Source organism: Nitrospirota bacterium (genome assembly GCA_020846775.1).
In the GTDB taxonomy this organism is placed as follows: domain Bacteria; phylum Nitrospirota; class 9FT-COMBO-42-15; order HDB-SIOI813; family HDB-SIOI813; genus RBG-16-43-11.
Genome location: JADLDG010000025.1, coordinates 22,034 through 35,864, shown reverse-complemented (window position 1 = coordinate 35,864; position 13,831 = coordinate 22,034). Strand labels below are relative to the sequence as shown.

17 protein-coding genes are annotated in these 13,831 nt (G+C 43.7%); 2 read left to right on the top strand and 15 right to left on the bottom strand.

The window, feature by feature from the left end; translation table 11 throughout:
• Positions 1–88 precede the first annotated feature (88 nt).
• Entirely contained in the window at positions 89–274 is a 186-nt protein-coding gene (locus IT392_04285) for a hypothetical protein (protein MCC6543706.1), read from the top strand.
• 367 nt (positions 275–641) lie between these two features.
• Entirely contained in the window at positions 642–1,073 is a 432-nt protein-coding gene (locus tag IT392_04280; protein MCC6543705.1) for a TraR/DksA C4-type zinc finger protein, read from the top strand.
• A 2-nt stretch (positions 1,074–1,075) separates the two neighbouring features.
• Here IT392_04280 and IT392_04275 read toward each other — a convergent pair whose 3' ends face one another.
• The 15 genes from IT392_04275 to IT392_04205 form a co-directional block, all read right to left on the bottom strand.
• Positions 1,076–1,813, bottom strand: coding sequence for a hypothetical protein (locus IT392_04275; GenBank protein MCC6543704.1), 738 nt, complete (start codon positions 1,811–1,813; stop codon positions 1,076–1,078).
• A complete protein-coding gene (locus tag IT392_04270; protein MCC6543703.1) occupies positions 1,788–2,237 on the bottom strand; it encodes a hypothetical protein in 450 nt (149 codons plus the stop codon). Before IT392_04270 ends, IT392_04275 begins: the two co-directional genes overlap by 26 nt.
• Positions 2,238–2,270: 33 nt before the next feature.
• Complete coding sequence (locus IT392_04265) at positions 2,271–2,987, bottom strand: hypothetical protein (GenBank protein ID MCC6543702.1); 717 nt, start codon at positions 2,985–2,987, stop codon at positions 2,271–2,273.
• Between the two features lie 51 nt (positions 2,988–3,038).
• On the bottom strand, positions 3,039–4,001 hold the full coding sequence (locus tag IT392_04260) for a calcium/sodium antiporter (protein MCC6543701.1): 963 nt from the start codon (positions 3,999–4,001) through the stop codon (positions 3,039–3,041).
• Positions 4,002–4,039: 38 nt separating this feature from the next.
• On the bottom strand, positions 4,040–5,569 hold the full coding sequence (locus tag IT392_04255) for a 2,3-bisphosphoglycerate-independent phosphoglycerate mutase (GenBank protein MCC6543700.1): 1,530 nt from the start codon (positions 5,567–5,569) through the stop codon (positions 4,040–4,042).
• A gap of 2 nt (positions 5,570–5,571) precedes the next feature.
• On the bottom strand, positions 5,572–6,957 hold the full coding sequence (locus IT392_04250; GenBank protein MCC6543699.1) for a tetratricopeptide repeat protein: 1,386 nt from the start codon (positions 6,955–6,957) through the stop codon (positions 5,572–5,574).
• Complete coding sequence (gene rsfS, locus IT392_04245) at positions 6,957–7,361, bottom strand: ribosome silencing factor (GenBank protein ID MCC6543698.1); 405 nt, start codon at positions 7,359–7,361, stop codon at positions 6,957–6,959. The genes IT392_04250 and rsfS overlap by 1 nt, the downstream gene beginning before the upstream one ends.
• A gap of 61 nt (positions 7,362–7,422) precedes the next feature.
• Positions 7,423–8,097 (bottom strand): nicotinate-nucleotide adenylyltransferase, encoded by a 675-nt coding sequence (locus tag IT392_04240; GenBank protein MCC6543697.1) that lies wholly within the window; start codon positions 8,095–8,097, stop codon positions 7,423–7,425.
• A 46-nt stretch (positions 8,098–8,143) separates the two neighbouring features.
• Complete coding sequence (locus IT392_04235) at positions 8,144–9,400, bottom strand: glutamate-5-semialdehyde dehydrogenase (GenBank protein MCC6543696.1); 1,257 nt, start codon at positions 9,398–9,400, stop codon at positions 8,144–8,146.
• A 2-nt stretch (positions 9,401–9,402) separates the two neighbouring features.
• The gene (proB, locus tag IT392_04230; protein ID MCC6543695.1) at positions 9,403–10,527 is read right to left on the bottom strand and encodes a glutamate 5-kinase; all 1,125 of its coding nucleotides are present in this window, start codon (positions 10,525–10,527) and stop codon (positions 9,403–9,405) included.
• Positions 10,528–10,751: 224 nt separating this feature from the next.
• Positions 10,752–11,783, bottom strand: coding sequence for a GTPase ObgE (gene obgE, locus IT392_04225; protein MCC6543694.1), 1,032 nt, complete (start codon positions 11,781–11,783; stop codon positions 10,752–10,754).
• Between the two features lie 89 nt (positions 11,784–11,872).
• The gene (gene rpmA / locus IT392_04220) at positions 11,873–12,130 is read right to left on the bottom strand and encodes a 50S ribosomal protein L27 (GenBank protein MCC6543693.1); all 258 of its coding nucleotides are present in this window, start codon (positions 12,128–12,130) and stop codon (positions 11,873–11,875) included.
• Between the two features lie 41 nt (positions 12,131–12,171).
• Positions 12,172–12,483: a 50S ribosomal protein L21 gene (rplU, locus tag IT392_04215; protein MCC6543692.1), complete on the bottom strand. Its 312-nt coding sequence runs from the start codon at positions 12,481–12,483 to the stop codon at positions 12,172–12,174.
• Positions 12,484–12,495: 12 nt separating this feature from the next.
• Positions 12,496–12,873, bottom strand: coding sequence for an RNA polymerase-binding protein DksA (gene dksA, locus IT392_04210; GenBank protein ID MCC6543691.1), 378 nt, complete (start codon positions 12,871–12,873; stop codon positions 12,496–12,498).
• An 87-nt stretch (positions 12,874–12,960) separates the two neighbouring features.
• Positions 12,961–13,752, bottom strand: a complete 792-nt coding sequence (locus tag IT392_04205) for a hypothetical protein (GenBank protein ID MCC6543690.1) — start codon at positions 13,750–13,752, stop codon at positions 12,961–12,963.
• Between the last annotated feature and the right edge of the window lie 79 nt (positions 13,753–13,831).

Sequence of the window (13,831 nt, the reverse complement as noted above, 5' to 3'; positions counted from 1 at the left end):
CAAAACAAAAATTTAAAATATTAGAAACGGATTGTTATTCTCCCTGACAAGTGGTATTATTTGCAAAAAATCCGGGATAGACAGAAATATGCATGTCTTAATAAAGGAACGATTAGAGAAATATTTTTCCTCTTTATACAAGGGTGATGCTCACATATCATCCATAAGTGAAATAAGCAAGGCTGAGACAGAGGATCTTGAAGGTTTTCGTTATGGGCTGCCTTACCTTATAAGATTTTCTGTGAACGATGGGGTCAAGAGTATGGAAGATTAAGGGAATGGGGCACAGACTTTATCAGGTTCATGGCGACTTTCACCCCTGAAATATACTATAGTCATTCAGCCATTTTTTATATGGCGTAGTCTGGTAATTGGCAACCCTTTGTGGTATCCTACATTGCCTTTTGACCGGCGGAGGAAGGTGTTCAACTTTATTGAAAGCCTGCTTGAAGAGGATGAGTTCAGGCCGGAGAAGGTGAATGAGTTTCTGCACTAATGTGTATGAGGAACCGGTTTCTCCTGACATAATTATTGGCACAGACAAGGTCTCTACGGATACCGGATCAGAACATGTTATTGCAAGACTTAAGGGAATGCATTGGGTATGAGTGTTAAATATCTTATATGGAGGTTAAAACTTTATGATATTAAATAAAAAACAGGAAGCCCTCAGGAATATGCTTATGGAGAAGAAACGGGAGATATGGAACGATGTTAAGGACAAACTGTTTCAACAACTCGGTAAAGACTACAGGATGGAAATAGACGCGGTACTTGACGAAGGAGATAAGGCCCTGAGTGATCTGGCAGAAGAGACAGGATTCACGCTTGTAGACCTGAGAAGAGACACACTGGAAAAGATAGACCATGCACTTAAAAAGCTTGAAGAAGGCACGTATGGTATTTGTGAGGACTGTGGGAATGAAATAAGCGAACCGAGATTAAAGGCCCTGCCATTTGCAGTCCTTTGTGTTGAATGTAAACAAAGGAGTGAAGAATTAGAGCAGATAGAGAGGGAGCGGGACAGGTTTGGGGCAGTCCCTCCGTCCGAGAGTGGAGACGAGACTTTATAGCATTAAAGGTTCTTCAACTCATCTATACCAAAGATATTTATCTTGCTTAAATCACGGCCCGGGAAGAAATTCATGAGCTGGCGCAGCAGGACCTTTTTAGGAGCAAAACTTGCGAGAAAGACATTTATCTTCCCCTGGGAGTGGTCGCGTATATCTTCCAGAAACTTCAGCTGGTGTTCTTTCTCTTTAATATAGAATTTAACTTTACATTCATAGCATTGACCGGCCTCTTTATCGGGATCCCAGGCGCCAACATCTATCTTCTGTCCCTCATCCCTTGACCTGTCACGCCTTGTATTCCATTCATTTATTACAACGTAACAGTCCCTCCGGACTATATTATTTTTACTGTATGAATAAAGCTCTTTAATCCTATGATACAGGTAGACCTCAGGAAACAGACTACGCTTTTTCCCAAGGATCGAAAGCCCTTCTTCTGTCTGAGAATAGCTTGAGTAAAGTGAAAAAAGGTGCTTAAAAAAGGTCATATAGAGATCGTCATTCTCCATCATCTTCTTTTTTACCCATATCTTGACGCTTTCCGGAAGAGTTGAAACGCCGTTAATATCCATAAGGTCTTTTTCCTTAAAACAAAAACATATTATTGAGGCGTAATTAGAGAAATCTTCCCCCCTTTTGGACAGGAGGATTGAATTGATAGCAGCTACATCTTCGTCAGACTCTAACTCTCTTAAGAATTTCTTGCTTCGATCATCAACGGGAAAGTCTACGATCATCATTTAACCCTATATTTTCCAATGCGATTCGTGGAGAAAAGATTACAGGAGAAAAGCCCATCTTGTCAGTTAGATTGGCTATAATTACGGATGAATGCGGCAAGCACTGGTTTATTATAGAAAGGACATTTTTTTTTATCTTTACGAGGCCGGTAATCTCTGCAGGTGACATTGGTTCCAGGAGCGAAATATTTGCTCCAAGAATAATCTCTATTTTAAATGGTCCTTTATCCGGGTTGAAGGTAATTCTGTCTCTTATTTCTATAGAGAAATGGTCACACTTACGCCTCGGTACGATGAACTTATGGGATACGTTACGCTTTAATTCCACACACTTTACAGCGTCTTCGTTCAAGGATGAAGACCTGCATGCATTAATGCTCTGCAAATAGCAGTCTATATCCATTATCTTGCTGATGATATCCATAGTCAGGGGATTAAATCAGAGGTCAAATAGTGTTTATGCCTCTATAGTCCGACGGCTAAAGCCAAGCAATGGCCTTCTGCGCTCAGCAATCCATGGTTTAAGTGAAAGGGTTTTTCCATTTTTAAAGACGGCATTAGTCGAAGGTGAATGTTGATTTAGATTCGTAACCCACTTGTCAAGTATCAATGGGTTAATTTTTCTCCTTCCTGAACTCCGGCGCCTGTTTTTTAACCCTAAATGAATTAGATCCCTTTGATAATAATCAGGAATAGATTCAAGCCACAACTGATATCCGGGATCATCAGATTCTTTAAAATCATCCATTGCCGTAGCCAGGTAGTCACCCGAGTGCGATAATTTTACAAGATCACTCAATTCTAAAGCCCTGGTATGCTCAATTATCTCAATTAGTTCGGGCAGGATGTCCGATCCGAGGATTGACCTGAATTTGTTTGATTTTTCAAGCTTTTTAATAATCTTTTCAATCGCTTCCCTGTCAGCAAGATCTGATGATTTCGGTCTTTCTTTTATATTTGCATCTTTTGCAACAAGGTCATTTATATGCGACAGATATCTTATAAAGAAAAGACCTATAACCACTTTTGAGATAAGCCTGCTCATCTGACGTCCTATTGAGGGACTAAGGTGCCACAACGCAAACAGACGCTCATATGTCAGTTCTGATACATGGTGAACAAATCGCTCATCCTGAACATTCTTAAGCAGAAGCTTTAATTCTGTTTCTTTCATGCTTGTCACTTTATCCAAATAGCACTATCATGTCAAGTAAAAACAAGCCTTTTAAATTATTGAGATAAGGTAGAACAGGTATACTCCGTAACTGCCCAACAAAAAAATACCCTCCCGGCGGGAAATCATATTATGCGTGTAGAAGATCGGCAGACAGATTGCAGCTGCGGCTATCATTATAGGTATATCCAAGTGTAAGGCCGCAGGAGATACATAGATACCTTTAGGTGTTGCCATACTGGAGAGACCAAGAACCGCAAGTATGTTAAACAGGTTGCTCCCAACTACATTACCGACTGCGATATCCCTTTCACCACGGATAGTTGCTACAATAGATGTAGCCACTTCAGGCAAAGATGTTCCGGCGGCTACTATAGTTAACCCGATTATCAGCTCACTGACACCAAGTGCTTTAGCAATGACGACAGCGCCGTCTACCAGCCATCGGGAGCCTATGATAAGAAAGAAAAGGCCTATGAGGATGAGTGCCGAGTCAAGCAGATACATTTGCGGTGTAGCCTTCATTTCAGGATGAAGCGCCTGATTTACGATCTTTTTTGTCAGACTGCGGCTTTCGTAAATCGAGAAAACAGTATAGCTGACAATCCCGGCAAATAAGATAATGCCTTCTATTCTTCCAATCCTCCCGTCAAGACCGAATATAAAGAGCAATATTGAAACACCTATCATTATTGGCACATCAAACCGGATTAATTTCCTGGAAACCGCAAGAGGTGTAATTACCGCAGATATACCAAGGATGAGCAGGATGTTGAATATGTTGCTGCCTATGACATTGCCAATGGATATATCTGCATTGCCTGAGACAGCGGCCATAAAGCTTACGGCAAGCTCGGGTGAGCTTGTACCGAAGGCAACTATAGTCAGACCGATTACGAGGGGTGATACACCAAATAAAACTGCAAGCCTGGATGCGCCACGAACTAATGCCTCAGCGCCTGCGATGAGCATGATAACTCCGACGATAAAGAAAAATAATGATGTATGATTCATTTATTTGTCAGACCGAGGGGTATGTATAATTAAAAAAATCATCTTATGATAAGCGATTTTCCAGTCATTTCAGCAGGTTTTTCAAGCCCCATCAGGTCGAGGATCGTCGGGGCTATGTCTGCAAATATGCCTTTACCGGTTCTGAGTTGCAGGCCTTTTTTTGTTACAATGAAGGGAACCAGGTTGGTGGTGTGGGCTGTATGCGGGCTGCCGGTATCGTACTCAACCATCTGCTCTATATCGCCATGGTCGGATGTGATGCAGGCTACACCATTTACATCACGTAAAGCTGAAAGGACCCTGCCGAGGCACTCGTCTATTACCTCGACCGCCTTAATACCTGCGCTCAGAACTCCTGTATGACCCACCATATCAGGATTTGCATAATTGACTAAAATAAATCCGTATTCGCCTGATCGTATACGTTTCTCAAGCTCTTCTGTAACCTGATATGCGCTCATTTCCGGCTTCAGGTCATATGTCGCAACCTCCTTTGGAGAAGGGATCAGGAAACGGTCTTCTCCCGGAAATAATTTTTCTTCTCCGCCATTAAAGAAGTATGTAACATGCGCATATTTCTCTGTCTCTGCAATCCTGAACTGTTTCAGCCCTGCCTTACTTACTACCTCACAAAGGATATTTTTTAACTTAACAGAATGAAAGGCAGCAGGCAGCGGCATCTTCTCATCATATAATTTCATGGTTGCAAAACTGGAGAGTGAAGGGACTTTCTTTCTGCTGAATTGGCTGAAGTCTGGAAGGGCTAATGCCATGGTAAGTTCCCTGGCCCGGTCTGCCCTGAAGTTAATAAACAACACACTATCACCATCTTCAATTGTCCCGACCGGGATACCTGCAGAATCAACCATTACCGTCGGCAATATAAACTCATCTGTCACGCCATCAGCATAATTACTTTCAATAGCAGATACCGCGTCTGCGGCCGTCAACCCCTCTCCGGCTGTGAGCGCATTATATGCCTTTTCAACCCTGTCCCATCTGTTATCACGATCCATTGCATAGTAACGGCCTGAGACAGATGCTATCCTTCCAATGCCGGATTGAGCGATATACTGCTGCAGTAGCTTAAGAAAACCTGCACCGCTATGCGGAGATGTATCCCGTCCATCCATGAATGCATGTATGTATACATCCCTGAGACCCTCTTTCTTTGCCATATCGAGAAGGGCAAAGATGTGATTTATGTGGCTGTGGACTCCTCCATCAGAGAGGAGACCCAATAAATGGAGCCTGCCTGAAGATGATTGAACTTTACGAAAGGTCTCGAGAAAAACAGGGTTTTTATAAAATTCCCCGTCTTTTATAGACTTATTAATCATTGTCAGATCCTGATATACAACCCGGCCTGCGCCTATATTCAGGTGACCTACCTCTGAATTGCCCATCTGGCCATCAGGCAATCCTACAGATTCACCTGATGCATCAAGTATGGTATGTGGGAAATCATTTATAAGGGAATCATAGACAGGGGTCGTTGCTAAAGCTATGGCATTACCCTCTTGTTTGGAATTTATCCCCCAGCCGTCAAGGATGATAAGGAGTAACAAATTTACACCCTGCCCGATTCAATTCTGTCATTATAACCTGGTTCTGTCCTGGATTTTCCAAACTTATTTCTCATTGTCTGATATGATTCTTTTTTTAAGTGAACAGGAGAAACCGTAAAGGAGTTCCATGCGCCGCATCTGGGACATCTTCCATTCCAATCATATGTGTGACAATCACACAGGGGGCAAAAGTATGGGACGACTACCCTTTTGCGGAGTCCAAGTGCCCTCTTATACTCTGCCGCTGCCTTACCGGGTTCTTCTTTCCTCTCATAGATAGTACCTAATAATTTATACAGGTCAGGCATTGTGTTATCCATGCCGTCAACTTCTGTAAGGATATCAAATGCCTCATCTATCATCTCAAGCCGGTAGTATAGTTTGCCCAAATAGAATTTTAATGCAGGATTCTGAGGGTTCATTGATATAGCCTTCTTGTAAATCCATATTATTTTTCCAGGCTCACCGAGCTGTAGGTGGAAATCTTCCAGCTTGTGAAGGAGTATTTCGCTGAAATTCATATAATACCCTTTCTCCCATAGGTCAGCCGCCTCATCACCATCTTCATCTTCTATAAGTATGTCCCCCAGCGTAACGTATGCAGGGATAAAATCTTTATCAGCCCTTATTATGCCCTTTAACAGCTTCTTACTCTTTTCTCTCTCTCCCCTGTTGAACAGCAGCTTTGCAAACTCATATCTCAATCCCATGAGGAGTTTCTGGTCTTCTATATTGCCCCTCCGGCGCTTAACTACCCGCCCCTGCAATTCATGTGCGCCGTCCCATTTAGCGGTTTTTATATAAGTATCCCTGAGCATTACAAGTGCCTCTATATTGGAAGAATCTTTTTTTATTACCTCCTGGATTACAGCAATTGCCTCATCATATGAGGCAGATGACAGATAATCATTTGCAAGGGCAAAGCGGGCCTCAAGGCTCTTCTCATCTACTTTAGCTGCTTTTTTGTGAAACTTTATTGCCTCTGCATAATTGTGCTCCTGCCGATATGCGTCACCTATCCTAAGGAGGGTGTAAAAATGATTAGAGTCTATCTTTAGAATATCCCGGAAGTACGAAATGGCCTGGTCATATCTGCCTGACAGGTAGGCATTCAATCCCTTTGCAAATGTCTCCTGAACCCGGGCCTCAACCTTTTGCCTCTGCCTGTTTCTCCATTCCACAAATATATTCTTTGCATCCCTGAGCAGCGTAAAGAGTATTACGATAAAGCTTCCAAGGGCAAAAGAAAACAGAAAGAAACCAACCATAGAAATTGTATAAGAATAATTTGAGCTGAGATTGATGGTAACGGTCTCAGGATTAAAGCGATCAAAATACAAAACTATGACTATGGAAAATATAGCAAATATGGCAAATATAAGCCGCATTAATTTTTGCCCTCAGCTGTTTCTTTACTCACAGCGCTCTTTACTCTTGTCCGCGGTTTAACCTTAAACTCAATGTTGGGTGCATCACCCCATAATCTTTCGAGGCCATAATGCAATCGGGATTCCTTGTCAAATATGTGAACCATGATATCACCATAATCAATGAGTACCCATTCAAGATTGGTCATCCCCTCGCGTCGCAGGGATTGTATACCTTTGAGAGACAACGCCTCATCTATGTACTCAGCGCAGGTCTTAATTTGTCTTTTTGATTCAGCGGTCGCTATTACAAAGTAGTCAGCTATGGAACTCAAGGCAGTCACTTCGAGAACAACGATGTCTGATGCCTTCTTCTCATCGAGACATCTGGCTGCAAGGATTGCCTTTTTTTTGCCAATCAGCAATCCTTTCTTTGATCCCTTTATAATATTTGAACCTGTATGCAAAGAAATTTGGGCCCTCTGTTTATGCCAAGTATAATCCCTGATCAATTATATATGACATTACTTTTTCAGGCAATAGATTTTTAACCTCTTTGCCATCATGGATAAGCCTCCTGAGCTCTGTAGAGGAAATGTCACATGGTGTTATACGTTCAAGGTAAAGAGAAGATTTTGCTGTCATGGTAATTGACAATCTGGAAATCTCTCCTCTGTCGAGACTCTCAAGTTCAGATGAAGACACGCCCAGTAAAGCAGGTAATCCAATACCCTTAAGTTCATCAAACCTGTAACCTGGTCTTTGGATCACGATAAAATTACATAACCCCAGAAGCCTGTCCGCATGTTTCCAGGTACTTATCTCGAGAAAGGCATCAATACCGGTTATAAAGAATAGTTCTGCTGAATCGCCTGTCTCATTTTGTAAAGCCCGTACAGTATCAATAGAATAAGAAGGCCCATGCCTGTATACTTCTATTGATGACACGGTGAAGTATTTATATGGAGCTACAGCCAGCTCAACCATACGCAATCTGTGAAAAGGATTTATAACTTCTTTTTTTTTCTTATGAGGAGGGATACCGGCAGGGATAAAGATTACGGAATCAAGAGAGAAGCGCTCTCTTAACTCACTTGCTATGAGGAGATGACCTGTGTGGATTGGATTAAATGTGCCGCCAAAAAGTCCGATACGCTGCAAAGCCTGAAGTCCCTCCACTTTATCGCTCAATGATCGCAAACCCGATTCATTCACGCACTTGACCATCTCCAAATACTATGAACTTCATCGAAGTAAGCTCTTCAAGCCCCATGGGCCCTCTTGCATGTATGCGGGTTGTGCTTATTCCGATTTCGGCGCCCAGGCCGAACTGTCCTCCATCGTGGAGTCTTGTGGATGCGTTCACAAACACTGCAGCTGCATCTACCTCACTGAGAAATTGCATCGCCTTTTTATGGTTATTCGTAACGATCGCCTCCGAGTGCTGAGATCCATATGTCTCAATATGCCGCAATGCCTCAGCCATATCATCAACGACCTTTATATTCAGGATGAGGGCTAAATATTCTGTACTCCAGTCTTCATCTTCAGCTAACCTTATCGTCGAATCAATGAGACGCATCCGTGAACATCCCCGGAGTTCAACACCTGCCTTACGTAGTCTTTCAATCAGGTCTGGAAGAACTTTGCCTGCTATCCCCTTATGAATCAGCATGGTTTCCATCGCATTACAGGTCCCGGGACGTTGAACTTTCGCATTAAAACAAATATCCTGGGCCATTCTTACATCCGCATCGTCATCAACATATGTATGACAGATCCCCTTGTAATGTTTTATTACAGGAATTGTGGAATTTGCTGACACCGTCCTGATAAGCTCTTCACCGCCCCGTGGAATTATCAGGTCAATATAATTATCGAGCTTGAGCATGGCCATAACAGCCTCTCTCTCAACTATATCTACCAGTGTAATGGCGCCCTCCGGAAGCCCTGCCTTCAACCCGGCGTCAATCAATGTCTCAGCAATCGCCTTATTTGAGTGAATAGCCTCGGACCCTCCCCGCAAGAAAACACTGTTCCCTGACTTTATACAGAGACCGGCCGAGTCAGCCGTAACATTGGGTCTTGACTCATAAATAATCCCTATAACACCAATGGGTACCCGTACCTTTCCCACCTGCATACCATTTGGACGTCTCCACATACGTGTTACTTCACCGACAGGATCAGGTAATGCAGCTACCTCCCTCAATCCCTGAGCCATCTCACTGATCCTCTTGTCATTAAGCGTTAACCTGTCTATCAGCGCCGCGGAAAGCGATTTCTCCCCTCCCGCCTTGATATCTTTCTGGTTTTCACGCTTAAGCCTGTCTGCCCCTGCTTCAATAGCATCAGCCATGCACATGAGGGCGCTGTTTTTTACAGCAGTAGACAGGGTTGCGAGACTTCGGGACCCTTCCCTTGCCTTCTTTCCCTTCTCATCAATGTAGTTTTTGATATCCATTGTTACCCCTTCTGAATAATTACAAGGTTATTCCTGTGTATCACCTCGTCATAATCTTTATAACCCAGTATAATAGCTATATCACCTGTTTTTTTACCTTTGATCCTTTCTATTTCCATCGAATTATAATTTGAAAGACCTTTTGCAAATGCCGCCCCATGTTCGTCCTCACATGCAACAGCATCACCAGCCTCAAAGCGGCCTTTGATTCCCAGTACCCCGGAGGGGAGGAGGCTTCTTCCCTGCAATAATAATGCTTCTTTGGCTCCGTTATCCAGGATTAAGTGACCACTGGTCGGCAGGGCATACGCTATCCAGTGTTTCCTGCTTGACAGTCCTGACTTCTTAGGAAGGAATATCGTTCCCACATTGCAGCCCATCAGTACCCTGACTAAGAGTCCCGGCCTCTTGCCATTCATAATAATCGCAGGAATCCCGTAGCCGGATGCCTTTTTGGCTGCCTGAATCTTAGACATCATCCCCCCTGTCCCTTCAATTGTTCTCGAGTCACCCGCAATGGTTTCTATCTCATCGTTAATATCTTCCACCAGCGGTATAAGTCTTGCCCCGGGGTCAATGGTAGGGTCAGCTGTAAATAGACCTTCTATGTCGGAAAGGATGATTAGCAGGTCTGCGTCAACGACATTCGTAACAAGCCCTGAGAGGAGATCATTGTCTCCGAACCTGATCTCGTCAACGGCTACAGTATCATTTTCATTTATGACAGGTACAACTCCATAAGACAATAAGGTAATAAGTGTATTACGGGCATTTAAAAAACGTCTCCTGTCAGTTATATCATCACGGGTTAAAAGTATCTGGGCGGCTTTAATGCCAAAGCGGCTGAAGTTCCTCTCATACATCTGGATTAATTTGCTCTGACCAATTGCAGCAGCAGCCTGTTTAAGTGGAATACCTTTTGGCTTATTACTCAGACCAAGTTCCTTCATCCCGGCAGCGACTGCCCCGGATGAAACTATGACAATCTCATATCCTTCCTGACGGAGGGTGGCAATCTCTTTTATGATCCTCCTCATTCGCTGAGTATTAAGACCGCGGGCAGATGAGGCCAGAACCCTGCTGCCTATTTTTATGACAATGCGGCGAACGCCATTTAGTAAGTCTATCCTTGTGTCCGATAACTTCACTCTAAAATAAAACCTTTCTGTCACGCCCCACTATGTCATCCAGTCTTCCTGTCATTCTGAACCTTGTACTGAACTGGTTTCAGTATCGTTTCAGAAACGCCTGATCCTGCAACGCTTGAGATTCTGAAATAAATCCAGGATAACAGTATTGGTGACGTTCCGGGACTTCATGTCCCGTCGAGAACGCCGGGGCTCATGATAGTTCAATCCTTATCTGCCGTCTTCTCTGCATTCACTCTATTCTTCTCCACTGTTTTCCCCATATAATTCATAATCTCTCTTACTCCGGCACCTGTCGCCGCTGAAATGGAAAAGAATTTAAACTTTTTCTTCTTACAATAAGCTGCAAGCTCTTTAAGCCTGTCATCACCTGTCATAGCATCGGTCTTCGTTCCAGCGACCACCTGAATTTTATCCGACATGTCTGTATGGTATAATGAAATCTCTTTGTTTACCATCTCAAGCGCTTCAACCGGCGGGACTGCTGCACCATCTGAGATATCCACAAGATGCAGCAATACAGATGTCCTCTCAACATGCCGCAAGAATTGAAACCCCAGGCCCTTCCCATCGTGGGCTCCCTCTATAAGACCAGGGATATCTGCCATAATAATGCTCTTATCCCTTCCGTAACCCGCAACGCCAAGGTTGGGATTGAGAGTTGTAAATGGGTAGTCGGCTATCTTTGGACGGGCAGCTGAGACCGACGATAAAAAGGTAGATTTTCCGGCATTAGGAAGGCCTATTACACCTACATCTGCTAATAACTTTAGTTCCAGAAGAAGCCATCGCTCCTTACCTTTTTCACCTGGCTGTGCAAATCTGGGCGCCCGGTTTACGGAGGTGGCAAAAGCGGCATTTCCAAGTCCCCCGCGGCCGCCTCTGGCGACAATCAATTGTTCCCCATCTCTGGCAAGGTCAGCTAAAAGCTCCCTGGTTTCAAAATCATAGACCATGGTTCCAACCGGAACCTTTACTATTTCATCTGCTCCATCTTTGCCGCGCATGTCTTTTCCTTTGCCATGGACACCGCGTTTTGCAATGTAGTGACGATGGTACTTCTGGTCAAGAAGGGTATACAGATTAGAGGAGGTTTCAATTACAACGTCCCCTCCATTACCGCCATCACCCCCATTAGGTCCACCGCGAGGAACATATGCCTCACGCCTGAAACTTACGCAGCCGTTTCCGCCATCACCGGCATGAACAAATATTTTTATTCTGTCTATGAACATCCTGAACCCTGCTTATAAAAAAGCCCCAGATAACATTAGAAGAACCTGGGGCAAACATATTATTGAATTTATAGAGTGACCTGGATAACCTACATCACTGGATATACACTCACTCTTTTCCTGTCCCTGCCAACCCTTTCAAACTGAACCACACCTGCAATCTTGGCAAACAAAGAATCGTCCCCGCCTTTTCCAACATTATATCCAGGATGGAATTTGGTTCCGCGCTGACGGACTAAAATAGAACCAGCAGGAACAACCTCTCCGCCAAAACATTTTATGCCAAGCCTCTGGGCATTACTGTCACGCCCGTTTCGTATACTTCCCTGACCTTTTTTGTGTGCCATGCTGACCTCTCCTTTTTAATTTATAGACTTTTACGAAGTCGTCATCCCTTTACCTCTACGATTCTTACCCTTGTCAAATACTGTCTGTGCCCATTTGTGCGCCGGTAATTCTTTCTGCGTTTCTTCTTGAAAACGATCACCTTCTTATCTCTGTACTGAGATACGATGCTGCCTATAACCTTCGCATTGGCAACATAAGGTTGGCCAAGAACAACACCGTCTCCACTTCCGACTGCAAGTATCTTGTCAAACTCTATGGTTGAGCCTTTATCACCGGCAATCTTTTCAATGGAAATAACGTCTCCGGTTGAAACTCTCTGTTGTTTACCACCTGTTTCTACGATCGCATACATGATTTATTCTCCTCACTCTCTTAGTTTTTCGTCCTCTTCCTGTTGTGTCTTACATTCAATACAGTATGTTGTAACCGGTCTGGCCTTGATACGTCCATAACCTATCTCTTCTCCACATCCATCACAGATACCAAAAGTACCTTTCTCTATACGGTCAAGGGCTTCATCTATTTTTTTTATCAGTTTACGTTCCCGCTCCCTGAGCCTGATTTCAAAATTCTTATCTACCTCTGCAGACGCCTGATCTGTAACATCAGGGAAATTTATCTTGTCCGGGTTAAGCCCCTCACCTATCAGGACACCTGCCTCCAATAATAGTGCAGACCTTTGCTCTTCAAGATCCTGCTTGATTTCCTCATATTTGCCAGTTTTATTTTTTCTCGTTGCCATCCTGAGGCGCCTTATCTATATAAATCTTAGTGTCCCTGAACTTTCCATAACCTGATACACTAACAAAAAAAGATCCAATAGTCAATTCTACCCACCTCTCTGCCAAAACCACCGCGAATTATATAGTGGTCCATAAGGACGATGGGTTTTGGGGAACAACTTAACAAATGATTCAGACATAATCTCATCATAACTCAAATGAAAAACCTTGGAGAACTCTGAAAGCTCCCTCTTGAGTATCAGTAAATCATTGTTGCTAAGTGTCTCAATACCGACTTCTTTGCCCACCCTTCTATTATCCACCTCTCCTCGTACATATATAGCGCCGCCATGCATTCCTGTTCCAAGATAATCTCCGGCAATCGGCTGACCAGGTCTCATGTCCATGCCCAGCAACACAATTATACCTCCTGCCATATATTCCCCCAGGAAATGACCTGCTGTTCCTCCCACTACAAGGACCGGGGTCTTGCCCATATATGCCTTCATGTGAATGCCCACCCTGTATCCGACATCCCCAAGGACATAAAATCTTCCGCCGCGCATACCATAACCACATACGTCACCTGCATGACCATGCACAAAAACATTACCGGCATTCATGGTATTTCCACCGCCATCCTGGGCATTGTCAAAAACCTCAATCGTAGGGCCGTCCATAAAGACGGCCATATCATTACCGGCAACACCGTGTATATCAATTCTCAAATCGTTACCCTGAAGTCCTGCGCCTATGAACCTCTGGCCATTGACATTTCTTAATATTATATGCTTAGCGCCGTCATTTACGACACGATTGATTTCCTCATTAAGATCACGATAGTGCGTCGAGGCAGCGTCTATATCAACGGAGTTTTCTTCTAATTTAATTACCTTCACTGGAAAATACCCTTTCAAATCCCCCCTGCCCCCCTTTTCTAAAGTGGGGTAACTGATTTCCCCCTTTGAAAAAGGGCGA

What these genes read in the sequence shown, in the direction of transcription:
- IT392_04285 (MCC6543706.1), top strand. Translation starts at nt 89, where the DNA reads ATGCATGTCTTAATAAAGGAACGATTAGAGAAATATTTTTCCTCTTTA.
- IT392_04280 (MCC6543705.1), top strand. Translation starts at nt 642, where the DNA reads ATGATATTAAATAAAAAACAGGAAGCCCTCAGGAATATGCTTATGGAG.
- IT392_04275 (MCC6543704.1), bottom strand. Translation starts at nt 1,813, where the DNA reads ATGATGATCGTAGACTTTCCCGTTGATGATCGAAGCAAGAAATTCTTA.
- IT392_04270 (MCC6543703.1), bottom strand. Translation starts at nt 2,237, where the DNA reads ATGGATATCATCAGCAAGATAATGGATATAGACTGCTATTTGCAGAGC.
- IT392_04265 (MCC6543702.1), bottom strand. Translation starts at nt 2,987, where the DNA reads ATGAAAGAAACAGAATTAAAGCTTCTGCTTAAGAATGTTCAGGATGAG.
- IT392_04260 (MCC6543701.1), bottom strand. Translation starts at nt 4,001, where the DNA reads ATGAATCATACATCATTATTTTTCTTTATCGTCGGAGTTATCATGCTC.
- IT392_04250 (MCC6543699.1), bottom strand. Translation starts at nt 6,957, where the DNA reads ATGCGGCTTATATTTGCCATATTTGCTATATTTTCCATAGTCATAGTT.
- IT392_04235 (MCC6543696.1), bottom strand. Translation starts at nt 9,400, where the DNA reads ATGGATATCAAAAACTACATTGATGAGAAGGGAAAGAAGGCAAGGGAA.
- obgE (MCC6543694.1), bottom strand. Translation starts at nt 11,783, where the DNA reads ATGTTCATAGACAGAATAAAAATATTTGTTCATGCCGGTGATGGCGGA.
- rpmA (MCC6543693.1), bottom strand. Translation starts at nt 12,130, where the DNA reads ATGGCACACAAAAAAGGTCAGGGAAGTATACGAAACGGGCGTGACAGT.
- rplU (MCC6543692.1), bottom strand. Translation starts at nt 12,483, where the DNA reads ATGTATGCGATCGTAGAAACAGGTGGTAAACAACAGAGAGTTTCAACC.
- dksA (MCC6543691.1), bottom strand. Translation starts at nt 12,873, where the DNA reads ATGGCAACGAGAAAAAATAAAACTGGCAAATATGAGGAAATCAAGCAG.